The organism is Spirillospora sp. NPDC048823, from assembly GCF_043198445.1.
Classification (GTDB): Bacteria; Actinomycetota; Actinomycetes; order Streptosporangiales; family Streptosporangiaceae; genus Spirillospora.
The window spans coordinates 233,741-260,177 of record NZ_JBICUT010000010.1 but is presented as its reverse complement, the minus strand read 5'-3'; the positions used below and the strand labels follow the sequence as shown (position 1 = coordinate 260,177).

24 protein-coding genes and 3 tRNA genes are annotated in these 26,437 nt (G+C 70.3%); 17 read left to right on the top strand and 10 right to left on the bottom strand.

The window, feature by feature from the left end; translation table 11 throughout:
- Positions 1-3 precede the first annotated feature (3 nt).
- A complete protein-coding gene (locus ACGFK0_RS23760; protein WP_392908173.1) occupies positions 4-1,392 on the top strand; it encodes an acyclic terpene utilization AtuA family protein in 1,389 nt (462 codons plus the stop codon).
- A complete protein-coding gene (locus tag ACGFK0_RS23755) occupies positions 1,385-1,732 on the top strand; it encodes a DUF4387 domain-containing protein (RefSeq protein WP_392908171.1) in 348 nt (115 codons plus the stop codon). Before ACGFK0_RS23760 ends, ACGFK0_RS23755 begins: the two co-directional genes overlap by 8 nt.
- Before the next feature lie 86 nt (positions 1,733-1,818).
- Here the strand turns inward: ACGFK0_RS23755 and ACGFK0_RS23750 are convergent, their stop codons facing one another.
- The gene (locus ACGFK0_RS23750; RefSeq protein WP_392908169.1) at positions 1,819-2,355 is read right to left on the bottom strand and encodes a gluconokinase; all 537 of its coding nucleotides are present in this window, start codon (positions 2,353-2,355) and stop codon (positions 1,819-1,821) included.
- A 33-nt stretch (positions 2,356-2,388) separates the two neighbouring features.
- On the opposite strand from ACGFK0_RS23750, the gene ACGFK0_RS23745 reads away from it, so the two are divergent.
- Complete coding sequence (locus ACGFK0_RS23745; RefSeq protein ID WP_392908167.1) at positions 2,389-3,096, top strand: FadR/GntR family transcriptional regulator; 708 nt, start codon at positions 2,389-2,391, stop codon at positions 3,094-3,096.
- An 11-nt stretch (positions 3,097-3,107) separates the two neighbouring features.
- Here the strand turns inward: ACGFK0_RS23745 and ACGFK0_RS23740 are convergent, their stop codons facing one another.
- The 8 genes from ACGFK0_RS23740 to ACGFK0_RS23705 all read right to left on the bottom strand — a co-directional run bounded on the left by ACGFK0_RS23740 (position 3,108) and on the right by ACGFK0_RS23705 (position 9,782).
- The gene (locus tag ACGFK0_RS23740) at positions 3,108-4,499 is read right to left on the bottom strand and encodes a GntP family permease (protein ID WP_392908164.1); all 1,392 of its coding nucleotides are present in this window, start codon (positions 4,497-4,499) and stop codon (positions 3,108-3,110) included.
- A gap of 169 nt (positions 4,500-4,668) precedes the next feature.
- Positions 4,669-5,535, bottom strand: coding sequence for a discoidin domain-containing protein (locus ACGFK0_RS23735; protein WP_392908162.1), 867 nt, complete (start codon positions 5,533-5,535; stop codon positions 4,669-4,671).
- A complete protein-coding gene (locus ACGFK0_RS23730) occupies positions 5,532-7,211 on the bottom strand; it encodes an alkaline phosphatase D family protein (protein ID WP_392908159.1) in 1,680 nt (559 codons plus the stop codon). Before ACGFK0_RS23730 ends, ACGFK0_RS23735 begins: the two co-directional genes overlap by 4 nt.
- 319 nt (positions 7,212-7,530) lie before the next feature.
- Positions 7,531-7,605, bottom strand: a tRNA-Val gene (locus ACGFK0_RS23725).
- A 12-nt stretch (positions 7,606-7,617) separates the two neighbouring features.
- Positions 7,618-7,688 (bottom strand) — tRNA-Cys (locus ACGFK0_RS23720).
- A 27-nt stretch (positions 7,689-7,715) separates the two neighbouring features.
- Positions 7,716-7,788: transfer RNA gene (locus ACGFK0_RS23715), tRNA-Gly, on the bottom strand.
- Between the two features lie 41 nt (positions 7,789-7,829).
- Complete coding sequence (locus ACGFK0_RS23710) at positions 7,830-8,795, bottom strand: CHAP domain-containing protein (protein ID WP_392908157.1); 966 nt, start codon at positions 8,793-8,795, stop codon at positions 7,830-7,832.
- 171 nt (positions 8,796-8,966) lie between these two features.
- A complete protein-coding gene (locus ACGFK0_RS23705; protein WP_392908155.1) occupies positions 8,967-9,782 on the bottom strand; it encodes a universal stress protein in 816 nt (271 codons plus the stop codon).
- A 173-nt stretch (positions 9,783-9,955) separates the two neighbouring features.
- On the opposite strand from ACGFK0_RS23705, the gene ACGFK0_RS23700 reads away from it, so the two are divergent.
- The 13 genes from ACGFK0_RS23700 (at position 9,956) to ACGFK0_RS23640 (ending at position 23,435) form a co-directional block, all read left to right on the top strand.
- Positions 9,956-11,050: an LLM class flavin-dependent oxidoreductase gene (locus ACGFK0_RS23700; RefSeq protein ID WP_392908153.1), complete on the top strand. Its 1,095-nt coding sequence runs from the start codon at positions 9,956-9,958 to the stop codon at positions 11,048-11,050.
- A complete protein-coding gene (locus tag ACGFK0_RS23695) occupies positions 11,047-11,691 on the top strand; it encodes a CE1759 family FMN reductase (RefSeq protein ID WP_392908151.1) in 645 nt (214 codons plus the stop codon). Before ACGFK0_RS23700 ends, ACGFK0_RS23695 begins: the two co-directional genes overlap by 4 nt.
- 46 nt (positions 11,692-11,737) lie before the next feature.
- Complete coding sequence (locus ACGFK0_RS23690) at positions 11,738-12,139, top strand: ArsR/SmtB family transcription factor (RefSeq protein ID WP_392908147.1); 402 nt, start codon at positions 11,738-11,740, stop codon at positions 12,137-12,139.
- Positions 12,136-12,768 carry an SRPBCC family protein gene (locus ACGFK0_RS23685; protein WP_392908145.1) on the top strand — a complete coding sequence of 211 codons (633 nt, stop codon included), beginning with the start codon at positions 12,136-12,138 and terminating at the stop codon, positions 12,766-12,768. Before ACGFK0_RS23690 ends, ACGFK0_RS23685 begins: the two co-directional genes overlap by 4 nt.
- 133 nt (positions 12,769-12,901) lie before the next feature.
- Complete coding sequence (hypF, locus tag ACGFK0_RS23680) at positions 12,902-15,193, top strand: carbamoyltransferase HypF (protein WP_392908142.1); 2,292 nt, start codon at positions 12,902-12,904, stop codon at positions 15,191-15,193.
- Positions 15,194-15,344: 151 nt separating this feature from the next.
- Positions 15,345-16,361, top strand: a complete 1,017-nt coding sequence (locus tag ACGFK0_RS23675; RefSeq protein WP_392908139.1) for a hypothetical protein — start codon at positions 15,345-15,347, stop codon at positions 16,359-16,361.
- 91 nt (positions 16,362-16,452) lie between these two features.
- Positions 16,453-16,926 (top strand): carboxymuconolactone decarboxylase family protein, encoded by a 474-nt coding sequence (locus ACGFK0_RS23670; protein WP_392908137.1) that lies wholly within the window; start codon positions 16,453-16,455, stop codon positions 16,924-16,926.
- A 286-nt stretch (positions 16,927-17,212) separates the two neighbouring features.
- On the top strand, positions 17,213-18,250 hold the full coding sequence (locus tag ACGFK0_RS23665) for a LacI family DNA-binding transcriptional regulator (protein WP_392908134.1): 1,038 nt from the start codon (positions 17,213-17,215) through the stop codon (positions 18,248-18,250).
- Between the two features lie 62 nt (positions 18,251-18,312).
- Positions 18,313-19,533 (top strand): extracellular solute-binding protein, encoded by a 1,221-nt coding sequence (locus tag ACGFK0_RS23660; protein ID WP_392908132.1) that lies wholly within the window; start codon positions 18,313-18,315, stop codon positions 19,531-19,533.
- 109 nt (positions 19,534-19,642) lie between these two features.
- Entirely contained in the window at positions 19,643-20,830 is a 1,188-nt protein-coding gene (locus ACGFK0_RS23655; RefSeq protein WP_392908129.1) for an ABC transporter ATP-binding protein, read from the top strand.
- On the top strand, positions 20,820-21,749 hold the full coding sequence (locus tag ACGFK0_RS23650; protein WP_392908126.1) for an ABC transporter permease: 930 nt from the start codon (positions 20,820-20,822) through the stop codon (positions 21,747-21,749). The genes ACGFK0_RS23655 and ACGFK0_RS23650 overlap by 11 nt, the downstream gene beginning before the upstream one ends.
- A complete protein-coding gene (locus tag ACGFK0_RS23645; protein WP_392908125.1) occupies positions 21,746-22,618 on the top strand; it encodes an ABC transporter permease in 873 nt (290 codons plus the stop codon). The genes ACGFK0_RS23650 and ACGFK0_RS23645 overlap by 4 nt, the downstream gene beginning before the upstream one ends.
- Before the next feature lie 61 nt (positions 22,619-22,679).
- Positions 22,680-23,435 (top strand): SDR family NAD(P)-dependent oxidoreductase, encoded by a 756-nt coding sequence (locus ACGFK0_RS23640; RefSeq protein ID WP_392908123.1) that lies wholly within the window; start codon positions 22,680-22,682, stop codon positions 23,433-23,435.
- A gap of 66 nt (positions 23,436-23,501) precedes the next feature.
- On the opposite strand, the gene ACGFK0_RS23635 is transcribed toward ACGFK0_RS23640, so the two are convergent.
- Complete coding sequence (locus tag ACGFK0_RS23635; protein WP_392908121.1) at positions 23,502-24,578, bottom strand: DUF2637 domain-containing protein; 1,077 nt, start codon at positions 24,576-24,578, stop codon at positions 23,502-23,504.
- A gap of 428 nt (positions 24,579-25,006) precedes the next feature.
- On the opposite strand from ACGFK0_RS23635, the gene ACGFK0_RS23630 reads away from it, so the two are divergent.
- A complete protein-coding gene (locus tag ACGFK0_RS23630; RefSeq protein WP_392908119.1) occupies positions 25,007-26,419 on the top strand; it encodes an erythromycin esterase family protein in 1,413 nt (470 codons plus the stop codon).
- Positions 26,420-26,437: the final 18 nt, after the last annotated feature.

Sequence of the window (26,437 nt, the reverse complement as noted above, 5' to 3'; positions counted from 1 at the left end):
TACGTGAACAAGTCAGCCGGAACCATTGAGCGAGTCGGTGTCCTGACACCGCTCGGCATGCTCGGCGCGGGCTTCGACCCGGCCACCGTCGAGCGGGGTCTGTCCCTTGGGGCGGACGTCATCACGGTGGACGGCGGCTCGACCGACTCAGGCCCCTTCTACCTGGGCGCCGGACGAGCGAAGACCGCCGCGGCGGCGGTCTCCAGGGATCTGCGCATCCTGCTGACGGCCTGCGCGACGGCGGGAATCCCGCTCGTCATCGGCTCATGCGGCACGTCCGGCACCGATTCGGGCGTCGACTGGGTCGGCGGAATGGTGGACGCGATCATGCGCGAAGAAGGGCTGGACCTGAAGGTCGCCCGCATCTACAGCGAGCAGAAGGCCGGCTTCCTCAAAAAGCAACTGGCCGCGGGGAAGATCCACCCCCTGGCGCCCATGGGGGAGCTTGACGCGTCAACGCTCGACGAATGCGCGCACATCGTCGGGATGATGGGCCACGAGCCGTTCGTCGAAGCGCTGCGAGCCGGCGCCGACGTCGTCCTCGCGGGGCGGGCGACGGACACCGCGGTGGCGGCCGCCGTTCCCCTGATGCTGGGCATGCCGGCCGGACCCACCTGGCATGCCGCGAAGATCGTGGAGTGCGGGGGGCAGTGCACCACCGATCCGAAGTCCGGCGGGGTGTTCGCCACGATCGACCGGAACGGGTTCGAGATCGAGCCGCTCGACCCGGACACCTCGTGCACGCCGATCTCGGTCGCGGCCCACATGCTCTACGAGACGGTCGACCCGTTCGTCATGAGGGAGCCCGCCGGCACGATCGACGTCACCGATGCCACCTACACGGCGCTCGACTCGCGTCGCGTGAGGGTCGGCGGTTCGCGATTCATCGACGCGGACCAGCACACCATCAAGCTCGAAGGCGCCAAGGTCGTGGGCTACGAGACGATGTCCTTCGCCGCGATCCGCGACCCGCACATCATCGGTCGTATCGACGAGTGGGTCGCCTTCATGAACAAGATCCTCACCGAACGGGTCGCGCACACACTCGGACTCGAACCGTCGGAGTACGAGTACGACCTTCGCCTGTACGGACACAGCGCGATCCTGGACGACATCGAGCCGGCCGACGTTCCCTGCCGCGAGATCGGAGTCATGTTGCTGGTGCGCGCCGGGGAGCAGGCGACGGCGACGTCGATCGCGAAATTCGCCAATCCGCTTCTTCTGCATCTGCCGCTGCCGGACATGAAGTACCTTCCGAGCTTCTCGTTCGCCACGTCGCCGGCGGAGGTCGAGCGTGGTCCCGTGTACGAGTTCGCGCTGAACCACGTCGTCGACGTCGATTCGCCGACGGGAATGTTCCGCGTCACGCAACTGGAGGCATCGAGTGCCTGATTCAACGCAGCCGAAACTCGGGGACTTCGCGATCGAGATCCGTTCGAAGAACGCGGGCCCCTTCTGGATCACCTTTGAGACGTTCATGAAGGATGAGCTCTGCTATCGCATCGCCTCTGACCGGAGCTTCCTGAACGAGGACGTGATCGGTGAGATGTACAACGTGGACCCCGCGACCGTTCAGATATTCCGGATCCCGTCGCTCAACGTCGTGAAGATCTCGTTCCCGCGGCCGGTTCCCCAGGCCGGCCTGCGCGACCGCGACGTTCACGCCGGGCAGCACCACGTCCCGCTGGCGATGCTCAGGGTTCCGGACCGGCTCCTGCCGGAGAGCGCCTAGGGCCGCGGCGGAACCGACGCGTCGAGCCGGGACCGCCCAGGCTGATCAGAGCGGACGTCGGCTCTGGTCAGCGCCGGTTCCGCCGGTCAGGCCCGTGTCGTGCCGGGCCCGGCGGGGATGAGCGGCCTGATGAGCCGCACCGCCTGCCGGGCCAGCTCATCGACGGCCGGCGCGACGTCCAGTGCGGCGCCGTGCTCGTCCGGCTGGAGGGCCTCCAGGGTCTCGAACTGGGAGCGGAGCAACGCGGGCGGCATGAAGTGGTCGCGGTTTCGCATCCGCTGGTGTAACAGGTCCTCGGCACCGTGCAGGTGGAGGAAGAAGGTGTCCGGCACGGGGTGTCGGAGCACGTCGCGGTAGGACCGCTTGAGGGCCGAGCAGGCGAGGACCGTGGACGTCCCGGTGGCCTGCCGATCGGCCGTCCACCGGGCGAGTGCCTCAAGCCACGGCCACCGGTCGTCGTCGGTCAGCGGGTCGCCGCCGGACATCTTCGCGATGTTCGCGGGCGGATGGAAGTCGTCGGCCTCGGCCATCCGCAGCCCGAACTCGTCCCGGAGGTGCCGTGCGATCGTGCTCTTGCCGCAGCCGGCCACTCCCATCACCACGACGTGGAAGCCTGCGATCAAGGGATTGCTCCGTCCGCGGGTACGCTGGCGGCCATGTCGACTCTGCACGAGGAGGTCCTCGCCAAGCTCGGGCCATTGATCATCTCGGGGTCCCTCGTGCCGGGTTCGAAGGTCAACTTGGAGTGGGTGCAGCAGGAGTTCGGCGTGTCCCGGACGGTCGCCCGGGAGGCGGTTCAGGTGCTCGCGTCGATGCGGCTGGTCACCAGTCGCCGGCGGACCGGCGTCACCGTGCTGCCGAAGGACGAGTGGGACTCCTACGACCGTGCCGTGATCAGGTGGCGGCTCGACGGGCCGGAGCGGGGCACGCAGTTGCACCAGCTCTCGCAGCTGCGTACCGCGATCGAACCGCCCGCCGCCGCGCTGGCCGCCCGGTACGCGGACGGCCGCCAGCGGGACCGGATCGTCGAGCTCGGCGCGGCGATGGAGTCGGCGGGCGCGGCCGGCGACCTGACCACGTTCCTCGAACACGACATCGCCTACCACCGGTTGCTGCTCGAAGCTTCGGGAAACGTGATGTTCGCCGGCCTCGCCTACGTCGTGGAGGAGGTACTGCGCGGGCGCACGCTCCACCACCTGATGCCGCCGCAGCCCAAGCCCGAGGCGCGCCGGCTCCATCTCGTGGTCGCGGAGGCCGTCGCCGGCCGCGAGTCCGAGGTCGCCAGGGCCGCGATGACGGCGATCTGCGTCGAGGTCGCCGACGAGATGGGCCAGGTGGCCGGGGACGGTGCCCCGGCCTCCTGACCCGGCCGGACTCAGGTGACCAGCCACAGAAGGTAGGCGATCACGAACACCGACAGCCCGAGCGTCGTCTCCATGACGGTCCAGGTCTTCAGCGTGGTCTTCTCGTCCATCCCGAACAACCGGCTCACCAGCCAGAAGCCGGAGTCGTTCACGTGCGAGAGCACGGTGGCGCCCGCCGCGATGGCGACCACGAGGAGAGCCAGCTTGAAGTCGCTCAGGCCCGCGTCGCCGACCGCCCCCGCGATCAGCCCGCCGGTCGTGGTGAGCGCGACGGTGGCGGAGCCCTGCGCGACCCGCAGCAGGGTCGCGATGATGAACGCTTGCAGGATCAGGGAGATGCCGAGATCGGACAGGCTCCCGCTCAGCGCGTCGCCGATGCCGCTGAGCTCCAGCACCCCGCCGAACATGCCGCCCGCGCCGGTGATCAGGATGATGGCGCACACCGGCCCGAGGGCCTGATCGACGATCCTGCTGACGGTGGCCATCGACGCGTTGGGCCGGCCGAGCACCAGGATCGCGACGATGACCGTGATCATCAGGGCGACCGGTGTGATGCCGATCAGGCTCAGGAAGCCGACCCAGTCCTGCCCCTCTTCGAGCACGCCGCTCTCGACCAGCGTCGAGAGCACCGTGTTGAAGGAGATCAGCACCAGCGGGATGAGCAGCAGCATGAGGACCGTGCCGAAGGACGGCGCGCGCCAGTCGGGCTCCTCCGCGTCCTTGCCGTCCTGCACCTCGCCGAAGATCACGTCCGACACGGACACGTCGAACCTGGCGGCGAGGAAGCGGGAGACCAGCATGACGCCGACATACCACGCCACCACCGCGATCGGGATGCCGACGAGCAGCGTGAGCCCGACGTTGGCGCCGATCAGGTTCGCCGCGGCGACGGGCCCGGGGTGCGGCGGGACGACCGCGTGCATCGCGGCGAACGCGCCCGCCGCGGGCAGCGCGTAGTAGAGGACCGACCCGCCGAAGCGCCGCGCCACGGTGAGGATGATCGGGACGAAGACGACGAGCCCGGCATCGAAGAAGATCGGGAACCCGAACAGCAGGGACGCGATGCCCAGCGCCAAGGGGGCCCGTTTCTCACCGAACCGGCCGATGAGGGTGTCCGCCAGCGTCTGCGCGCCGCCGGTCACCTCCAGCAGTCGGCCGAGCATGACGCCGAACGCGACCAGCAGGGCCACCGAGCCGATGGTGTCGGCGAACCCGAACATCAGCACGTCGGGGATGTCACCGGGCTCGAATCCGACGGCGATGGCCGTCAGCACGCTCACCAGGACGAGGGATATGAAGGCGTGCAGCTTCACCTTCATGATCAGGAACAGCAGTACCGCCACAGCGCCGGCCGCTATCAGCAGCAGCGTGACGGTCCCGAATTGGGGTTCGATCGCTTCCACGGGCGACTCCGATACGTTCCGGCCCGGCCGGTCTCGGGCGAGTACGCACACCTTGCCGCAAAGGTAGTACCTTTACAAGACCCGTCGCGGAAGACTCTTCGCAGGCCGTGGCGGGGTCGACGATCGCCGACCCCGCGACGGCCGGCATCACGTGGGCGAACGGCGGCCATTACGAGTCCTGATAGACCTCCAGCTCGACGATGCGGGAGTAGTCGCCGCTGTTGGACGCGAGCGCGACGACGCGTACCGACGTGGCGGAGACGACCGGATCGGGCGAGATCTCCAGCCGGCCCGTGGCGTTGCCGCGGACGCTCGACACCGTCGTCCACTCGCCGCCGCCGAGCACCTGCACGTCGAAGTCCCGCAGGCCGTAGCGAGCGGCGGGATAGCGCGCGGAGTCCAGGGTGTACAGGACGATCCGGTCGATCGGCTGCGGGGCGCCGAACTCGACCGTGTAGGTGTCCGGGAACACCGTGCGCGTGCCGTCGTTCCAGCCGGTGCGCGTGGACCAGGCCTCGGAGTCGGTGTTGCCGTCCACAGCGCCGCACACGTGGAAGTTGCCGTGCGTGGACGAGGCGTTGACGGGACCGCCGAGGGCGAGGTTGGCGCCCGGCCCGGACGGCTTCGGCGTGACCGTGACGGAAGCGTCCTGCCGAGGCCCGTGCGGACCCAGCCGCAGCGACACGTCGTGGGTCCCTCCGGCGGAGCCGAGCGGCGCGGAGACCTGTACCCGGACGACGACGTCGCCGTCAGGCGGCACGTAGGTCGATATGACGTCATGCGAGGTGACGAGGGGACGCTCCGGCGTGATGAACACGTCGGCGTAGGCGCCCTCGGGGCCGGAGTTGGTGAGGGCGACCACCAGCGGCTCGCCTCCGCACGGGGCGGCGAGCACGTCCAGCGGCCCGGACTGCAGCGTCATCGTGACCGACCCGCGCCCCTGTTCGGCGGCGGAGGCCGCGCCGGCGTGCAGGACGACGCCGGCGACCGCCGTGAGCGACACGGCCAGCAGGGCGATGATCTTGCGAACGCTCACTTGCGGTTCCCCTTCAGCGGCTCGGGAGGATCGACCTCGGAGGCGGGCAGGTAGCTCGTGCCGCGTGCCGCGCTCTGCGAGTCGGCCTGCAGGCCGGGCCTGCCGTCCTCGACGGAGAAGCTCGCGCGGGTGAACACGGGCGCGCCGCGCTCCCGGACGTACGGCACGACACGGTAGGACGCGTTCCATGTGCCGGGCGTGACGTTGAACGTCATGTATCCGCGCTGCCCGTTGTAGAAGCGGATGTGGTCGTTGGCCGCGAGGAACTGCGAGCCGTACTCGTCCATGTCCGCCCCGTCCATGCCGGACGAGATGGACGAACCGAGGAACTCCGTCGCGATCGTGGGGGACGCGGGGTCGTCGAAGTCCTGCTTGACGTTCGCGGCCATGCTGCGGTGGAAGTCGCCCGACAGCACGATCGGGTTGCTCACGTTCCGCTCGACGATCCCGTTCAGCAGCCGGTCCCGGGACGGCTTGTACCCGTCCCACAGGTCCATCCCGAACGCCTGCCCGGGATCGGTGTTGAAGTCGACCTGCGACACCATGATCTGCTGCGCCAGAACGTTCCACGTCGCCTGCGAGCGTCCGAGGCCGTCCAGCAGCCACGCCTCCTGGGCGTCGCCGAGCATCGTCCGGGACGGGTCCAGCCGCTGGGCGCAGTCGGTCTCCAGGCCGTCGCCGCACGCCTGGTCACTGCGGTACTGGCGGGTGTCCAGGACGCTGAACTCCAGCAGCCGGCCGAAGGTGAACCGGCGGTACAGCGACATGTTCTGGCCGGCCGGCTCCAGCGCCCGCAGCGGCATGTGCTCCCAGTACGCCCGGTAGGCGTTGGCGCGGCGGACCAGGAAGTCCTCCGGCGGCGCCGACGGGTGGGCGAGGTCGGCGTAGTTGTCGACGACCTCGTGGTCGTCCCACGTGACGAGCCACGGTGCCATGGCGTGCGCGGCCTGCAGCTCCGGGTCGAGCTTGTAGAGCGCATACCGGTCGCGATACTCCGACAGGTGCACGGTGGGGGTGTGGAACTTGTCCGGCACCGGTGTGTCCGGTCTGCCGCCGTTGGTCTGCACGCCGTATTCGTACAGGTAGTCGCCGAGATGAACGACCAGGTCGAGGTCCTCCTCGGCCAGGTGGCCGTACGCGGTGTAGTAGCCGTCGAACCATGCCTGGCACGACACCATCCCGAAGGTGAACGCGTTCGCCGTCGCCCCGGGGGCGGGGGCGGTCTTGGTCCGGCCCGCCGGTGAGATCTCGTTGCCCGCCTGGAACCGGTAGAAGTACTCCCGTCCGGGCTGCAGGCCGCGCACGTCGACGTGCACCGAGTGCGCGTACTCCGGCCTCGCGGTCGCCGTCCCCTCCCGGACGATCCGGCGGAACCGCGCGTCCTCGGCGACCTGCCAGCGGACGGGGACGCGATGCGGCTCCATGCCGCCGAGCGATGCCAGCGGTTCCGGTGCCAGCCGCGTCCACAGGACGACCGAGTCGGGCAGCGGATCGCCGGACGCGATGCCGAGGCTGAACGGATTGTCCTTGAACCGGGTCACCTCACGGATCAGGGTCGACGGCTCCGCCCGCAACGGCCCGAACGCCAGTGCCAGCGCCCCGATCCCGGAGTACCCCAGGAAACGTCGCCTGCCCGGATCACCCAGAGCAGGCCCGGTCTCTACGTTTCTGCCCACCTATGCGCTTCCCTTCCCGTTCGTCATCCTCATTTGAGAGTGAGTCCATCTCAGGATTACCTGATAGATTCACGTCAAGATAACGCCCAGACTGAGAAATGTCTCCCCCCGGCTTAACATTCGGGGGCGCGGAACCGGCACGGGCCGTGAGCGGTCCGGCGACGCGGCGCGCGCGGGACGTCCCATCGACCGCAGGGCACGGAGAGCAGAGGGACAAGCGCGACGGGTGTAGGCGGAGCAGCGTGCTCCGGTTTCGCGTCCTACCGGGTCGAAACGACGAAGCCCAGGTCGGCTTGTGTGTGCCTGACCTGGGCTGGTGTGGTGGGCGATACTGGGATTGAACCAGTGGCCTCTACCGTGTCAAGGTAGCGCTCTCCCACTGAGCTAATCGCCCTTGTGTGCTGCGAGGTGGAGACGGGATTTGAACCCGTGTACACGGCTTTGCAGGCCGTTGCCTCGCCTCTCGGCCACTCCACCAGAGCGAGGCCTGACCGGGGGCCTCAGAGCGGACGACGGGATTCGAACCCGCGACCCTCACCTTGGCAAGGTGATGCTCTACCAACTGAGCCACGTCCGCGTGCCGACCGGAGGTCGCCCTCCGGGCTTGCACGGACAACTCTAGCGGAATCCAGGGGTGCTTGCGTACAGGGCGGGTGTGGTCTCGCTGACTTCGTCGTGCAGGGAGTTCCAGAAGGCGAGTTCGCTGTCCTCTTCGAGGTGGGCGATGCGGCCCCAGAACTCGCGGTCCTCCGCCTCGTGGGCGGCGGCGAGGGAGAGGACGGGCATGACGGCGGTGCCGGCGTCCGCGGACTCGAGGTCGGCGGGGGTGAGGTCGGCGGGCAGGGCGACGGGGGTGGAGGGACGGTGGTGCTTGCCGCGCTTGCGGACGCGGATGGGCGGTGTGGTGGGGGTCTTGGCGGCGGCGGCACGCCCGGCGGCGAGGGCGACGCTGCCGCACAGCACGAAGGCGAGGATGCCGCCGAGGACGACCTCCTGGGTGGGGAGCTGCTCGGGGGCGGCGTGCTCCTGCTCGTGGGTGTTGGTCGAGGTGGTGCGGGTGCCGACCTTGTCGACGGTGGGGGCAGCGGCGGCGTGTTTCGGGGTGTACTTGGCCTCGACCTTGACCTTGGAGGGGTAGCCGAAGCCCACGACGGTGCCCATGTCGCGGGTCTTGCGCATGAGCTTGTAGCCGTCGGCGTTGCCCTCGATGGTGTGGAGGGTGTGCCCGTCGACCTTCTCGACGATGCCGACGTGGTCGATCCGGTCGATGTCCTTGGAGCCGTTCCAGTCGTAGAAGACGATGGCGCCCGGTTCGGGCTCGCTGCCCCAGGCGTCGTGCTTCTCGAACCACTTGGCGTGGTCGACGGTGGCGGCGAACTGCCCGACCTGCTCGGTGACGTCGGCCTTGTCGGCGGCCCAGGCGAGGAACATGTCGCACCAGGGGGCCGTCGTGAAGTAGTCGTCGTGGTCGCCGTCGACGTTCTCGGTCCACCAGTTGCCGAACTTGGTGTAGCCGTCGCCCTTCTCGGTGTATCCGAGTTCGTTCTCGGCGATGTCGAGCAGCTTCTTGCCGATCGGGTCCATTGCGCTCCCTGCCGCCTCGCTCGTCCGGGCAGGGTGGTGCCCGACCGGGGGGGACGGACCATGCCGTGCCGCACGGGCACGTTCCAAGGTCACGTTCTGATCTCGACGGAATGTAGCCGAGGTAAACCCTGGGCGGCAACCTGTTCCGTGAAACCGGTCAAATCGGGCTACTCAGAAGTAGCCCCTGGGCAGGACGGTCACGGGGCACGATGCGGCGCGCAGAACCTTGAGAGCGACCTCGCCCAGGAACACGCGGTGGGCGGCGGCGTCCTCGCTGGACGCGAGGACGAGGATCTCGTCCTCGGGCCAGTCGACGTCGTCCAGGGCGTCGGCGACGTCGTCGCCCTCGGCGAGTTCCGCGGAGACGTCCTCGGGGGGCAGGTCGGCGGAGTCCACGGCGAGGCGGATGGCGAGGGCCAGGTCGTCGCGGAGCCGTTCGGCGCCGTCGTCTCCGCCGACGTCGCCGACGGCGAGCGTGACCAGGCGCAGGGGGACGTCCAGGCGCTCGGCGGCCTGCGCCGTGCGGATGACCGCGTCGTCGCACTGCGGCCGCCGGACGTACATGACCGTGATGCGGCCGAGGTCCTCGGGCGGTGTGTAGCCGGCCGGGGTGAGCATCACGGCCTCGGTCGCCGAGTGCAGCAGGTGGTCGGCGGCGGCGCCGACGCCGATGCGTCCGCGCGCGCCGCCCTCGGGGGAGCCGACGACGATCAGGTCGGCGCCGATCCGGCTGGCGAGGACGGTGAGCCCGCGGGCGACGCTGCGCCCCTCCTGGGTGAGGAGGTCGGCGGGCTGGCCGTCCAGCAGGTCGGGAACCTGGTCCAGCAGCGCGCGGGCCTCGCCTGCGGCCGCCGGGAGGTCCGGGGGATGGACCGTCGCCACGCTCAGCCGCCCGCCGGTCAGTGCGACGATCGCGGACGCCAGGTCGACCGCCTCCCTGCCGCCGCCGTCGTTGACGTATCCCGCCAGGACGTGATCCCCGATCATGTGATCCGCGCTCCGATCATGGGACCAGCATTCCCCCGAGGCGGCCGATCAGACCAAGGGGCTTCAGGGTACCCGGCTCGGCCGTCCGGGACCTGCGGGACGGCCAGGAATATGATCTCCGCCTGCGGCGTTCGATAAGGTGATTGAAAGTTCTACTATTTTTGGAGCCCGGCATGCAGTTCGGAATCTTCACCGTCGGTGACGTGACCCCGGACCCCACCACCGGACGCGTCCCGTCCGAGGCCGAGCGGATCCAGGCGATGGTCGCCATCGCGGCGAAGGCCGAAGAGGCCGGGCTCGACGTCTTCGCCACCGGCGAGCACCACAATCCGCCGTTCGTCCCGTCGTCCCCGACGACGATGCTCGGCTACATCGCGGCCCGCACCGAGCGGCTGATCCTGTCCACCGCGACGACGCTGATCACCACCAACGACCCGGTGAAGATCGCCGAGGACTTCGCGATGCTCCAGCACCTGGCCGGCGGCCGGGTGGACCTGATGATGGGACGCGGCAACATGGCGCCCGTCTACCCGTGGTTCGGCAAGGACATCCGCGACGGCATCCCGCTCGCCATCGAGAACTACCACCTCCTGCACCGGCTCTGGCGCGAGGACGTCGTCGACTGGGAGGGCAGGTTCCGCACTCCGCTGCAGTCGTTCACCTCGACGCCGCGCCCGCTGGACGGCGTCCCGCCGTTCGTGTGGCACGGCTCCATCCGCAGCCCCGAGATCGCCGAGCAGGCCGCCTACTACGGCGACGGCTTCTTCGCCAATCACATCTTCTGGCCCAAGGAGCACTTCCAGCGGCTGATCGGCCTCTACCGGCAGCGCTACGAGCACTACGGTCACGGCTCCGCCGACCAGGCGATCGTCGGCCTCGGCGGGCAGGTCTTCATGCGGAAGAACTCCCAGGACGCCGTCCGCGAGTTCCGTCCCTACTTCGACAACGCCCCGGTGTACGGGCACGGCCCCTCGCTGGAGGAGTTCACCGCCGAGACGCCCCTCACCGTCGGCAGCCCGCAGCAGGTCATCGACAAGACCCTGACGTTCCGCGACAACTTCGGCGACTACCAGCGCCAGCTGTTCCTGATGGACCACGCCGGGCTGCCGCTGAAGACCGTCCTGGAGCAGATCGACATGCTGGGGGAGGAGGTCGTCCCGATCCTGCGCAGGGAGTTCGAGGCGCTGCGCCCGGCGCACGTCCCCGCGACGGCCCCCACCCACGCGTCCCGCGCCGAGGCGCGGCGGAACGCCGAGGAGGTTCGATGAGCACGCTCGCCGTGGTCTCCGCCGGGCTCGGGCAGCCGTCGTCCACCCGGCTCCTCGCCGACCGGCTCGCCAGGGCGGCCGCCGCCGCCCTGCGCCCGGACGCCTCCGGGCGCGACGCCGCCATCGAGGTGATCGAGCTGCGCGACCACGCGCACGCGTTGGTGGACGCGGCCCTGACCGGCTTCCCGGCCGGGGCGTTCCGCGCCGCCGTCGAGGCGGTCGCGACCGCCGACGGGCTGATCGCCGTGACGCCCGTCTTCAACGCGTCCTACAGCGGCCTGTTCAAGACCTTCTTCGACGTCGTCGGACGCGATTCCCTGGACGGCAAGCCGGTGCTGCTCGGCGCGACCGGCGGGACCGAGCGGCACTCCCTCGCCATCGACTACGCCATGCGCCCGCTGTTCGCCTACCTGCGCGCCGCGGTCGTCCCGACCGCCGTGTACGCGGCGTCCGAGGACTGGGGCGGTGCCGGAGGGTCCGAAGGCGGCGCGGCCGGCGATGCCGGCCCCCTCGCGGAGCGGGTCGCCCGTGCCGGCGTGGAGCTCGCGGCGCTGATGAACGCCCGCCCCGCGCCGGCGAAGCCCGACCCGTACGACACCCCTGTTCCGTTCGAGGATCTCCTGTCCGCGGCCAGCCGGTAAGTATTTAAGACTTGGCTTATATAAGTTGAGGCTGTAGCTTGGTCGCGTGCACGCATTCGATGTGCTGGGTGATCCGGTCCGACGCAGGATCCTGGAGCTGCTCGCCGACGGCGAACGGTCCTCCGGGGAGGTGTCGGGTGTCATCCGGGAAGAGTTCGGGATCTCGCAGCCCGCGGTGTCGCAGCATCTGAAGGTGCTGCGGGACACCGGGTTCGCGGTCGTGCGCGCGGAGGGCACACGGCGCCTCTACGCCGTCGACTCCGGGCCGCTGCGGGAGGTCGACGCGTGGCTCGACCGCTTCCGCCGGTTCTGGACGCCGCACCTGGACTCCCTGGCGACGGAGATCGCCCGTGGTAAGCGCGCACGCCGCCTGGACCGCCGGACACCGGACGAGCAGGCGCCAAGGGACGAACAGCCACCAGGACGGGAAGCAGGGAGCCAGCCATGATCGAAGTGACCGGTCAGATCAACGCGGTGCGGCGCCGGGTCGGCGAGCGGGTGCTGGAGGCCGGAGCCGCGCGGACCACGACGGTCAGCCAGATCTACGACACCGGCGTCGAGGACCTGTGGGACGCCGTCACCACCCCCGAGCGCATCTCGCGCTGGTTCCTGCCCGTCTCCGGCGACCTGCGGCTCGGCGGCCGCTACGAGCTGGAGGGCAACGCGAGCGGGACGATCGAGCGCTGCGACCCGCCCAAGGAATTCTTCGCGACGTGGGAGTACGGCGGCCAGACCAGCTGGATCGAGGTGCGGCTGACCCCCGAGGCGGACGACCGGGCCCGCCTCGAACTGGAGCACATCGCCCACGTCGACGACGACATGTGGAACCAGTTCGGACCCGGCGCCGTCGGCATCGGCTGGGACCAGGGACTCCTCGGCCTCGCCCTGCACCTGGGGTCCGGCGAGGGCGTCCCCGAGGGGATGGGCCCGGAGTGGGCCATGACGGACGAGGGCAAGGAGTTCACGCGGCAGAGCGGCGAGGCGTGGCGCGAGGCGCACATCGCGTCCGGCACCGACGCGTCCCTCGCCCGGGCCTGCGCGGACCGCACCATCGCCGCCTACACCGGATCGGAGTGACCTCCGCCGCGTGACCCCGCTGCGGGGCCCGGCCGCGACCGACTCGCGCCGGCCCCGCGGCACACCGCGGCCCGGACACGCCCTCCGCGCGGGCCTTCCCGTTCAGGGGACGTCGACCAGGCAGAATGGCGGGATGGACGTCAGGGTCGGCGTCCGCGTCGAGGGGGTCGTGCAGGGCGTCGGGTTCCGTCCGTTCGTGCACGGGCTCGCGATCGGCCTCGGACTGTCCGGGCTGGTCGGCAACGACGCGGGCGGCGTGTTCATCGAGGTCGAGGGCGCACCCGACGTGGTCGGGCGGTTCCTGGACGGCCTGCGCACCCGCCCGCCGCGGCTGGCCGTCGTCGAACGCGTCACCACGCGGAACCTCGACGCACAGGGACGCGGCGGCTTCGCGATCGTGCGCAGCGAAGCGTCGGGGGACCAGCGCGCACTGGTGTCCTGGGACTCCGCGACCTGCGACGACTGCCTCCGCGAACTCCGCGACCCGGCCGACCGGCGCCACGGGTACCCGTTCATCAACTGCACCGGCTGCGGGCCGCGCTTTACGATCGTGACGGACGTCCCGTACGACCGCCCCAACACGACCATGGCGGGTTTCGCGATGTGCGGCCCGTGTGCCGCCGAGTACGGCGACCCGGCGGACCGCCGGTTCCATGCCCAGCCGGTGTGCTGCCCTGACTGCGGTCCCTCCCTGTCGCTACTCGCATCCGCACCCACGTCGGAGTGCGCAGGGATCGCCGGCCCGGCGCGCCCTCCTGCGGGCCACGCTGCGGCGGACCCGATCGCGGCCGCTCGGGCACTGCTCGCGGACGGGGCCGTCCTCGCCGTCAAAGGACTGGGCGGCTACCACCTGGCGGCGCGGGCCGCGGACGAGGACGCGGTGGCCGCACTGCGCGCACGCAAGCACCGTGCGGACAGGCCGTTCGCCGTCATGGTGCCCGGCCTGCCGGCCGCCCGCGCGATCTGCCTGCTCGACGACACCGAGGAGGGACTGCTCACCGGGCCCCGGCGTCCGATCGTCTTGGCCCGCCGGCGCCCCGGCGTGCCGTGCCGCGGGGCACGGCTGGCGGCCGCCGTCGCGCCGGGCAACGACTTCGTCGGCCTCATGCTGCCCTACACCCCGCTGCACCACCTGCTGGTGACCGAACCACTCGTCCTGACCAGTGCGAACGTCTCCGATGAGCCGATCGCCTACCGGGACGACGACGCCTTCGAACGGCTCAGCGGCATCGCCGACGCGTTCCTGTTCCACGACCGTCCGATCCACACGCGCACCGACGACTCGGTGGTGCGGGCCTTCCGAGGCCGTCCGCTGCCGGTGCGGCGCTCGCGCGGGTACACCCCGGAACCCGTGCCGATCGCGCGGGGACGGTCCGTCCTGGCGTGCGGGGCCGAGCTGAAGAACACGTTCTGCCTGACCCGCGACGGCCGGGCCTTCATCTCCCACCACATCGGCGACCTGGAGAACTACGAGACGCTCCGCGCCTTCGAGGAGGGCATCGGGCATTTCCGGCGGCTGTTCGACATCACCCCCGAAATGGTCGCCTGCGACCCGCACCCCGAGTACCTGTCGACCAAGTACGCCCACGACCGGTACGCCCGCGACGGGGACCTGCCGCTGATCGCCGTCCAGCACCACCACGCGCACATCGCGTCCTGCCTGGCCGACAACGGTGCGGCCGGCCCGGTGATCGGCGTCGCCTTCGACGGCACCGGCTTCGGCACGGACGGCACGCTGTGGGGCGGCGAGTTCCTCGTCGCCGACCTGCGCGGCTTCGAACGGGCCGGACATCTGGACCCGGTACCGATGCCGGGCGGCGCGGCGGCGATCCGCGAGCCGTGGCGGATGGCGGCCGCCTACGGAGTCCCGGACGACCTGCCGGTCGCCCGCCGGCCCGGCTGGGCCGCGGTCGACGCGATGGCGCGCCGCCGTGTCAACGCACCGCTCACATCCAGCATGGGACGCCTGTTCGACGCGGTCGCAGCGGTCGTCGGCGTCCGCGACGTGGTCAACTACGAGGGACAGGCCGCCATCGAACTGGAACAGCGCGCCGACCCCTCGGAGCTCGCCGCATACCCGGCGTCCATCGACGGAGCGGAAGGTTTCACGGTGCGGGGCGGTGACCTGCTCGACGCGGTGGTGGCCGACGTCCAGGCCGGCGTCCCCGTCCCGCTGATCGCCGCGAGATTCCACAACGGCGTGGCCTCCCTGATCGTGGACGGCGCGACCCGCATCCGGGCCACGACAGGGCTCGGCACGGTCGCGCTGTCCGGCGGCGTGTTCCAGAACATGTTCCTGCTGGACCGCGCCGTGTCCGGCCTTGCTGACGCTGGCTTCGACGTGCTGACCCACCACCGCGTCCCGCCCAACGACGGCGGTATCAGCCTCGGGCAGGCCGCCGTGGCCACGGCCCGATCGTCCTGAACGAGCCCGCGGCGGCGCCGCGGCACGGCATGATCATCAGATGCCGGACGAATGGGACGAGCCACACGACCGCGACCCGCTGTCATGGCGGATACGACGATGGGCGGCACCGGTCGCGATGGCGTTGTCCGTCGCAGCCTCCATCGGCGCCGTGCAACTGCTGGCCGACGAACACGCTTTGTCCACGACGCCCTACGGTGACCACCGGAAACCGCGCTTTATCGTCACCGTTGGGCCAACCGGAGGTCCCTTACAGGACAACGGACCTGAACCATGGTTCCAGGTGCATTCGCTGCAGAGCGGACGGAAACGTCTGACCGACTCCGTCCAGCCGCCTTCGCCTTCCGCTGGTAAAGCACGAGAACTCCTCGCAGGCCCCGAGGGGACATTCTTGGTGGCCTCGTCCCGCGACAAGCCGTGCGAGTCGCGCATCCACCGGTTCCGGCTCGCCGGCGACGGCCATGCGACCGATATCGCGCCATTGCACGAAGGCGTCATCCCGTCCCGTGTCGCGGGCCTGGCGATGAGCCCGGACGGCGACCGGATCGCCTTCGCGACAACTCCGTGCATGGACGTCCCCCAGCCGTCGCGCGCCGCCTTGACCGTTCTGGACATCGACTCGGGCAGCCGCCGCACATGGAGAACGATCGGGCCTTCCGTCATCGGCGAGATCGTCTGGGCGAGCGACAACGACACCCTCGGCTACACGCTCGGAGACGTCCGCCGAAATGCGCCGTCCGCCGACGGCCCCGTCAACCCGGGCTTTCCGGACGCGGGCAGAGTCGTGAACGTCGCCGTCCACGCTCTCGACACCGATGAGCAGGGCACCGACCTGCGCGCGGCCCGCCGCCTGTTCCGTCAACCGGACGACTCCGGATGGATCACCTCCGCGGTGATGGCCCCGGACGGCCGCACCGGCTACGGGGTGATGAAGAAGGGACGGCCGCCGGCCACCATCATTTTCACCTTCGCCGAGGACGAGCCGATGCGCGTCACCGACACGATCGCGTCCAAGCCGAACACCGTGATGCTGTTCTCCTTCTCCAGCGAGGACGAACCCCGCTACGCCTGCCTGGGCGGTATCGACGCCTTCGGCAGAGCGGTCGACGGCGAATTTCTGATGATCTCCAGTAGCCGCCTGACCTGCGGATCGACCTACGCCTATTAAAGGCGGACGAGATGACGAGACCAGCCGGGTCACATCTCGCCCGCCTGTTCCGTCATCGAGGTGTCACAACCGACACGGCAAGGAGATCGACATGGACGCTCGATTCGACTACTACGGCACCTCTGTCGCGGCCAAGTACATGAAGTACCTCCAGTCGGCGGGCAAGGCGCTCGCGGACTCGACGCTGCCCGCCGCCACACAGGAGCTGGTGAGGCTCCGCGCCAGCCAGATCAACGGCTGCGGCGTCTGCGTCGACATGCACACCAAGGATGCCGCGCACGCAGGGGAGACCTCGGTGCGGCTCAACCTGGTCGCGGCGTGGCGGGAGGCGACTGTCTTCACCGAAGCCGAGCGCGCCGCCTTGGAACTGACCGAACAGGGCACCCGCATCGCGGACGCCGCCGGCGGTGTCACCGACGAAGCGTGGGCGAACGCCGCCAAGCACTACGACGACGACCAGCTTGCCGCGCTGGTGTCCGGCATCGCCCTCATCAACACCTGGAACCGCATGAACGTCATCACCCGGCAGCCCGCCGGCGCCTACCGGCCCGGCCAGTGGGGGTGACCGGCGAGCCCTGCCGCCAGGACCGGCAGGACGCCGGACACGGCGACTGAATCGGACGCCATAACCACCAAGCCATCGACCACCAAGCCGTCGACCACCAAGCCGTCGACCAGCTCGCAAGGCCCCGCCGACATCCGGCGGGGCCTTCTCGCGCTCCGGCTCCCTCGCGATGCGCACCCGAGCCGCTGCGCAGGCCAGGCGCGCCCGGGTAACGGGTCGGTCACGGGCAAGGGTTCTTGGCGCCGGCCATTGACACTGTTCCGCAAACGTTTTCATAATCGTCGGCATGAGCGCGGACAGCACCCGGGCCTCGATCCGGGCCGTGGCGAGCCTCGCAGGGGTATCGCCTTCGACGGTCTCGCGTGCGCTGAACTCCCCGGAGCTCGTGAACGCCGAGACCCGGCGGCGCGTGCTCGAGTGCGCCGAACGGCTGGGCTACCAGCCGAACCGTGCGGCGCAGTCGCTGGTCCTCGGGCGGACCCGCAACGTCGGGCTGATCGTCCCCGACATCGCCAACCCGTTCTTCGCGCCGTTCATCAAGGGCGTGGAGGCCTACTTCAGGGACACCGAGTTCGCGGTGTTCCTGGCCGACACCGACGAGGACACGGCGACGGAGGTCAGGCTGGCCGAGGCCATGGTCGAGCGGGTGGACGGGCTGATCCTGTGCGCGCCGCGCATGTCGGGGACGCGGCTGCGGGCCGTCGCGTCCAAGACGACCGTGGTTCTCGCCTACCGGACGAGCCGGTCGGCGCCGTCGATCGTGTCGGACTTCCAGTCCGGCATGGATCAGGCGGCGGCGCACGTCCACGCGCTCGGCCACCGGCGGTGCGCGTACCTGTCCGGCCCGGCCAACTCGTGGTCGAACCGGCAGCGGCGCAAGTTCATCGGCGCCGCCTGCGCGGAACGCGGCATCGAACTGGTCGATCTCGGCCCGTACGAGCCGCGCTTCACCGGCGGCTTCCGGGCCGCCGACGAGGTCCTCGCCGCCGGCGTGACCGCGGTGTTCGCCTACAACGACCTGGTCGCGCTCGGGGTGCTGTCACGGCTCACCGCGCGCGGCGTCCCCGTGCCCGGCAAACGCGTGCCCGGTGAGCCCGATGGATCCGAAGGGATCAGCATCGTCGGGTTCGACGACGTGCCGATGGCGTCCATGACCAACCCACCTCTCACGACGGTGGCCATGCCCGTGAACGCGCTGTCGCGGGCGGCGGCCGCCACCATGCACTCGATGCTCGACCCCGGGGCGCCGAAGGCGCCTCCCCTGCCGCCGGCCGCGGAGCTGGCGACCCGACTCCTCATCCGAGGCACCACCGGGCCGGTGTGAGCCCGGCCCGGCCATAAGGAACAGACGTCTGAGACCGGACGTCCTGCCAGGAGGCCCACCCCATGAGAACTCCTCGATCCGCCCTCCTCACCCTCGCGACCGCCGCCGGACTGCTGCTGGCCGGCTGCGGAGCGCCGGGCTCGGACGGCGGCACCGCGTCCGAGCCGTCCGCGGCGGACGTCACGATGCCGTCCGACCCCGTCACCCTGAACGTCATCGACGTCGCCGGGAACCTCCAGCTCACCCAGGAGATCTTCGAGAACTACAAGAAGGAGCACCCGGAGCTCATCAGCAAGATCACCTACACGAAGGCGACCTCGCCGGAGCTGGCCGGCAAGGTCAAGGCCCAGCAGGACGCCGGGCAGATCGACATCGACCTGGTGCTGACCGGCACCGACGGGCTCGCCGCGGGCCTGGAGCAGAACCTGTGGGTTGACGTGCTCGGCAAGTACTCCGGCAAGCTCCCGGACCTGAAGTCGCTGTACCTGGAGCCGGCGTCCAAGATGCAGGACCTGGCGCAGGGCAAGGGCGTCGTCGTGACGTACTACCCGTCCGGGCCGCTGCTGGAGTACAACCCGAAGAACGTCTCCGACCCGCCCACGACGGCGGACGAGCTGCTGGACTGGGCCAAGGCGAACCCGAACAAGCTGATGTACGCGCGCCCGTCCAACTCGGGGCCCGGGCGGACGTGGCTGATGGGCCTGCCCTACATCCTCGGGGACAAGGACCCCATGGACCCGGCGAACGGCTGGGCCAAGACCTGGAAGTACCTCAAGGAGCTGGACAAGTACATCGAGTACTACCCGACCGGCACCACCCAGACGATGAAGGAGCTGGGCGAGGGAACCCGCGACATCGTCCTCAGCACCACCGGCTGGGACATCAACCCGCGCGTCCTCGGCCAGGTGCCGAAGGACGTCAAGATCCAGCCGCTGGAGGGCTTCACCTGGGTCACCGACGCGCACTACATGGTCGTTCCCAAGGGCGTCTCGGGCGAGAAGCTGGCCGTCCTGCTCGACGTGATGAAGTTCGCGCTCCAGCCCAAGCAGCAGGCGGTCACGTTCGACAAGGGCTACTTCTACCCCGGTCCGGCGGTCAAGGGCGTGACGCTGGACATGGCGCCGGCGGAGAGCCGGCAGGCCATCGAGGAGTTCGGACGTCCCGAGTACGACAAGCTCATCGCCGACAACCCGAAGGCCCCGCCGCTGGACGCCAAGGCCCTCGTCGCCGCGTTCGACCGCTGGGACCGCGAGATCGGCGGGCAGAAGGTCAAGAAGCAATGACAGGTGAGGACGGCGTGACCCGCCGAACGGTCATGCCCGCGCACCAAGGCGACCGGACGCACGAGATCAGCCGGACGCGAGAAGAGCCGGCGTCCTCGGGAGGTGCGTCATGAAGGCGGAGACCGTGCTGGAAAAAGACGCGCGCGCCGGGTTCGGGCATCTGCGCCTGGACGGTGTGACCCGGCATTTTGGCAAGGCGACCGCGCTGGACGGTTTCGACCTGCGGATCGAGGGCGGCGAGTTCATCGCCCTGCTCGGGCCGTCCGGATGCGGCAAGTCGACCGCGCTGAACTGCCTGGCCGGGCTGCTGCCCCTGTCGGACGGCGCGATCTGGCTGGACGAGGAGCGCATCGACACGCTGCCGCCGGAGCGCCGCGGGTTCGGGATGGTGTTCCAGAACTACGCGCTGTTCCCGCACCTGTCCGTCCGCAAGAACGTCGCGTTCGGGCTGTCGGTCCGGCGGGTCGGCAAGGCCGAGACGGCCCGCCGGGTGGACGAGGCGCTCGCGACGGTCGAGCTGACCGAGCACGCGGGCAAACTGCCCGGCCAGCTGTCGGGCGGGCAGCAGCAGCGGGTGGCGATCGCCCGCGCGATCGTGCTGCGGCCGAAGCTGGTGCTGATGGACGAGCCGCTGTCCAACCTGGACGCCAAGCTGCGCGTGCAGATGCGCACCGAGATCCGGCGGATCCACCAGGACCTCGGCCTGACCACCGTGTACGTCACGCACGACCAGGAGGAGGCGCTCGCGCTCGCCGACCGGGTCGTGGTGCTGCGGTCCGGCCAGATCGAGCAGATCGGGACGCCGGAGGAGGTCTACACCCACCCGGCCAGCGCCTACATCGCCGGTTTCATGGGGTACCGGAACCTGCTGGAGCTGCCCGTCCTGGCGGGCGGCGGCTCGGTGAACGGCGGTGCCGGCGGCAGGGTGTCGCTCGGTGAGAAGGGCGGACTCACGCTGACCGGGCTGAGCCGCCGGCCGGTCACCGGGGCGCGCGCGGTCGCCGCCGTCCGCCCCGAGGACTTCCGCGTCGCCGAGCCGGACGGTTCGGCGACGGGGGAGAACCTCGTGACGGTCCGGGTGGAGGTGTCGGAGTTCCACGGACGCGAGGTCGCCGCCGAGGGCGTGATGGACGACGGCCGCGTCGTCCACTTCAGGTCGCCGGAGCGGATCGCGCCGGGGGAGCGGGTCACGCTGACCGTCCCGCCCGAACGTGTGCTCGTGTTCGGGGACGGCGCCGGGGACGCCGCGGACGCGTTCGACGACCCCGCGGAGATCGGGGTCCAAGATGGCGGTTGAGGCTCCCGCCCGTCCACCGAAGACGCCGGTGCCGCGGCGCAGCGGTCTGCGGCACCGGCTCGCCGAACGCGGCGTCGACCGGGTGCTGCTCCTGCTGCTGCCCGCGGTGCTGGTCGTCGGGCTGCTGTTCATCTACCCGATGGCGTACGGGGTGGGGCTGTCGCTGCAGCCGAAGAACGGCGGCGGCCCGCTCGGCAACTACGCCGACTTCTTCCGCGACTCCTACGAGCGCAGCACCGTCTGGAAGACGCTGCGGCTCGCCCTCCCCGCCGCGCTGATCAACGTCGGCGCGTCGGTGCCGATCGCGTACCGGCTGCGCGGCAGGTTCCGGGGACGCCGGCTGCTGACGGCGGCGCTCGTCCTTCCGGTGACGCTCGGCACCGTCCTCGTCGCGGACGGGCTCCTGCGCTACCTCGGCCCCAAGGGCTGGTTCAACCGGGTCCTGATGGACATCGGCCTCGTCGACGAGCCCGTCCGGCTGATCTACAACTACTGGGGCGTGCTGTTCTCGCTGCTCATCACCGGGTTCCCGTTCGCGTTCCTGCTGGTGCTCGCCTACATGTCGGGCATCGACCCGACGCTGGAGCGGGCCGCGGCCACGCTCGGCGCCGGGCCCTGGCAGCGGATGCGGCGGATCATCCTGCCGCTGCTGGCGCCGGGCCTGGCCACCACGTTCGTGCTCGCGTTCGTGCTGGCGTTCTCGGTGTTCCCGTCCGCGAGCCTCGTCGGTGAACCGGCGGGGGAGACGCGGGTGATGGCGATCGCGGCCTACCAGGCGGCGTTCGAGAAGTACGACTACTCGATGGCCTCGACCATCGCCGTGCTGATGGGCGTGTTCGAGCTGCTCGTCATCTCGGTGACGCTGCTGCTGCGCGGCCGCCTGTACACCGGGCCCGCGATGGGAGGTAAGGGATCATGACCGCTGCCGTGGCGGGCAACGCCCCGATGCGCAGGAGGCGGCTGCCGAAGGGCCGGCTGAGCGGCTGGTTCGTCTGGGCCTGCGTCGCGTTCTTCCTGGTCAACCTGGCCGGGCTGATCCTCTCGGTGATCGTCAACTCTTTTGGTACGAAATGGTTCGCCGACTGGCTGCCGCAGGGCTTCACCACCGCGTGGTACTCCAACGCCTGGTCGGAGTTCGCGCTCGGCGACGTGCTGACCGTCACGCTGGAGATCACGCTCATCGTGGTGGCGCTGTCGCTGCTGATCGGCGTGCCCGCCGGGTACGCGCTCGCGCGGCGCGACTTCCCGGGCAAGCGGATCGTGATGTTCCTGCTGCTGCTCCCGGTGCTGCTGCCGCCGATCACCTACGGCATCCCGCTCGCCACCGTCCTGTACAAGGTGCACCTGGCGGGGACGATGACGGGCGTCATCGCGGCGAACCTCGTCCCGGCGCTGCCGTTCGTCATCCTCGTGATGACGCCGTTCGTCGAGCAGATCGACACCAACGTGGAGTCGGCGGCGCGGATGTGCGGCGCCCGCACCCGGCAGGTGTTCACGCGGGTGCTGGTGCCGCTGCTGCTGCCCGGCATTCTCGCCGCGGGGATCCTGGTGCTGGTCCGGACCGTCGCGATGTTCGAGCTGACCTTCCTGGTCGCCGACGCCGACAGCCAGACCCTGATCGTCGCGCTGTACAGCGCCGCGTTCACGCCGGGCATCCGCGCCGCGCAGGCCATCGACGCGATGGCCGTGATCTACATGGCGTTGTCGGCGCTGCTGTTGATCATCGCGTTGATGTTCGTCAATCCAACACAGATCGTCGCCCAGGTGAGGGAGGCTCCCAGCGAATGAACCTCAGGTATGTGAGGCACATGCACGGTCAGGCAGGGCCCGGCCGAGTGAGCATGACCCTATGAGCGCGGTACGGTTCGACTTCTCGGGGGAGCGGGCGCTGGTCACCGGTGCCGCGGGCCTGATCGGGCGCGCGCTGGTGCACCGGTTCGCGGACGCGGGCGCCGCCGTGCTCGCCGTGGACGTGGACGCCGAGGGGCTGAAGGTCTTCGACGCGATGCCCCGGGTCGCCACGATGGCCGGCGACCTGGCCCGCGAGGACGTCGCCGACGCCGTCTTCGACAGGCTCCGCCGAGACGGCGGCCTGGACGTCCTCGTGAACAACGCGGCGATGACGGAGGTGCGCACCCCGTTCATCGACATCGACGCCCCCGTCTGGGACGCGGTGATCGCCGCGAACCTGCGCTCGGCGTATCTGCTGTCGGTGCGCGCCGTCCGGTACTGGCGTGACGGCGGGCGCGGCGGGGCGATCGTCAGCATGTCGTCGCCGGGAGCCTCCCGCGCGCACGATGACCAGAGTGCCTACGACGTGACCAAGGCGGGCATCGAGGCCCTCAGCCGCGCGATCGCCGTGGAGCTCGGCGGGCTCGGCATCCGCGCCAACTGCGTCGCGCCGGCCAGCGTCGTCGGGGAGGTACGGCCCGCGACCGATCTCCCGGCGGGCCGCACGACCGCCCCCGAGGAGGTCGCCGACGCGACGCTCTTCCTGGCGTCACCGGCGGCGGCGCAGCTCAACGGGCATGTCCTGCGGGTGGACGGCGGCCTGCACGCCCGGCTGCGCACCGACCCGTCCCAGGAGCAGCAGCGCGACGCGTAGGACGTACGGTCCCGCCCCGGCATGTGCGGGGCGGGACCGGTTCGGCGGCCTCGCGGCTCGGGTGGATCAGACGCGCCAGGAACGGACGAGTTCGTCCAGCATGGTCGGGTCGTAGATGATGCCCTGCGCCCGGAGCTCCCCGGCGACCAGTTCGCCGTCGCCGTGGTGCTTGGCCAGCAGCCGGTACACCGCGTACGGGAACCAGTGGTTGTCGCTGATCCGCTGGATCTCGGCCTCGTCGCAGGTGTGGCCCTCGGCCCTGACCTCGGCGAGCGTTCCGGCGACGTCCCCGTGGCGGCGCTCCAGGACGTCGATGACGAGGGCGCGCAGGCCGTCCGGGTCGGGTGCGGGGACCACGGCGGGTGCGGGCTCCTCGGTGGCCGTGCCGTAGCCGCTGCGGCCGTTGAGGCTCCCGCGCGCGGCGGCGCTGACGACGGCCAGTTCCGGCTCGGGCTCAGGCGCGGGGGCGGGCGCCGGGGCCTGGGCGCGGGCCGGTCGGGCGGGCGCGGCGGGTTGAGCGGGCAGGGTCTCCGAGGCCGTTTCGGCTCCGGCGTCCGCCTTGGCCGCGGTCTCCGTCGCGGTGGCCGAGCGGCCGGGCTCGATCGCCTTCCCGGAGTGGCCGGGAACCTGGATCTGCGGGAACGGGCCGGTGTTCCGCAGGGGCATCAGCGTGATCTGGTTCAGGGTGACGGGCCCGGCGATGGCGCGCGTCTGCGGCTCCGGCTGCTTGGGCGGCTCCTCCTCGTCCTCCTGCTGCGCCACGTACCGGTGCAGCGTCCGCAGCAGGACGAACAGGCCGAGCATCGACACGATCGGCGGGACGGCGGCCGTCGCCTGGTACGAGAACGTCTTCTGCCCGACGTGGCCCACGTTGAAGACGAGGCTGGCCGTCCAGCCGGCGAGGGCGATGGTCAGCGGCAGGAAGAAGTCCAGCCAGCTCATCAGGGCCCGGCGGCGCAGCACGAAGGCGTCGATGGCCAGCAGGAAGAGGCCGAGTTCTCCCACGATGATGAACAGGTCGACCAGGAGCGGGAACGATTCGGCCTTCCAGCCCCGCAGGCCGTGTTCCATCGCCCAGTGGTAGAGGCCGGCGTAGGACTGGGCGAAGCCACCGGCGGTGGCGGTCAGGACCGCTGCCGCCATGAATGCGATGGCCCCCCACCGTGTGATGACCTGTGCCCGGTTGGCAACGCTCATGCGGGGTGTGCTCCAGATTTGCTTACCAACTGAAAGTTATCGGGGGGAGACTATCCATTCCTTTGGCGTTTCGTAGGGGATTCGCATCACGTCTCGGTCCCATTCCCGTGGGAGGCCGGATGGGACGGCGTGCCAATAAATGGTGCGAATTACGCTTTTCGGACGACATATGGCCGGCGGCGCTGTGCGCCGCGCCGGTCGGGTGCCGGAGGGAAGGCCGGTCGCATCGATGCCCGGAACCTGGGAAGGGCGTGGGGAGGAAGACGACAAAGGGGGATCGTCGATATGCCGCGCCCAGAAAGTCACAAGTACGACATCAAACGCGCGAAGAGCGGACGGGGCGAAGGCCCGGAGGGCGAGCGGAGGGGATCGCAGTGAGCCCTGGAGCCGTCCCTGGAGCCGTCCCTGGAGCCGTCCCTGGAGCGGGCCCTGGCGCAGGCTCTGGAGCGGGCCCGGCCCCGAGCGACGCCGAGGACGTGCTCGGGGCGGTGCTGCCGCTGGAGTACGAGGAGGACCTCGACCCGCTTCTGGACCGGATCGGGGACGCCCGCTGCGTGCTGATCGGCGAGGCCAGCCACGGAACGCACGAGTACTACGCGTGGCGGGCGGCGCTGACCAGGCGGCTGATCGCCGAGCGCGGGTTCTCGTTCGTCGCGGTCGAGGGGGACTGGCCGGACTGCCGCAGGGTCGGGCGCAGCGTGACGCTGGCGCCGGGTTCGCCCGAGGATCCGCGGGACGCCCTGGACGCCTACGAGCGGTGGCCGACCTGGATGTGGGCCAACCAGGAGACCGTCAAGTTCTGCCGCTGGCTGCGCGACCACAACGCGGGTCTGCCGCCGGGCCGACGCGCCGGCTTCTACGGGCTGGACGTCTACAGCCTGTGGGAGTCGCTCCGGGCGGTCGTCGACTACCTGGCGGAGCAACGTCCGGAGTATCTGGAGGCGGCGCTGGAGGCCTACCGCTGCTTCGAGCCGTACGGGGAGGACCCGGAGGCGTACGGGTGGAACACCGCGCTCGTCCCGGACGGGTGCCAGGACGAGATCCTGGCCCTGCTGACAAGGCTGCGCCGGCCCGTGACCCACGGCGACACCCGTGACCCCGTGGAGGAGTTCGACGCCCGGCAGAACGCCGAGGTCACGGCCGGGGCCGAGCGGTACTACCGCGCCATGATCAATGGCGGCCCGGAGTCGTGGAACATCCGGGACGTCCACATGGCCGACACCCTCGACCGGCTCATGGAGTTCCACGGGGGCGGGGCGCTCCCCGGGGACGGGACCGGCAAGGCGGTGGTGTGGGCGCACAACTCGCACATCGGCGACGCGCGGGCGACCGACATGGCCGCCGCCGGGATGGTCAGCCTCGGCCAGCTCGCCAGAGAGCGGCACGCCGATCGGCCGGGCCGGGAGGGGGTCGTGCTGATCGGGTTCGCCGGCGGTCACGGCGAGGTGATCGCGGCCCCGCGCTGGGGTGCCCAGATGGAGAACATGCACGTCCCGCCGCCGGTGCACGGGTCGCTGGAGGCGGTGCTTGCGGAGTCGGAGCTGCACCGCGGGATGTTCATCGTGCCGCCCGAGCCGGACAAGCCCGACTTCCTCACCCGGACGCTCGGGCACCGTGCGATCGGCGTGGTGTACGACCCGGACCGCGACCGGCGCCAGTACGTCCCGACGAGGCTCGCCGACCGGTACGACGCCCTGTGCTGGTTCCGGATGACGTCCGCTCTGGAGCCGCTGCACCGTGAGGCGGCGCGCCGTGGTGAGCTTGAGACGCTGCCGACGGGAGTATGAGCCGGCGGGGCACGAGGA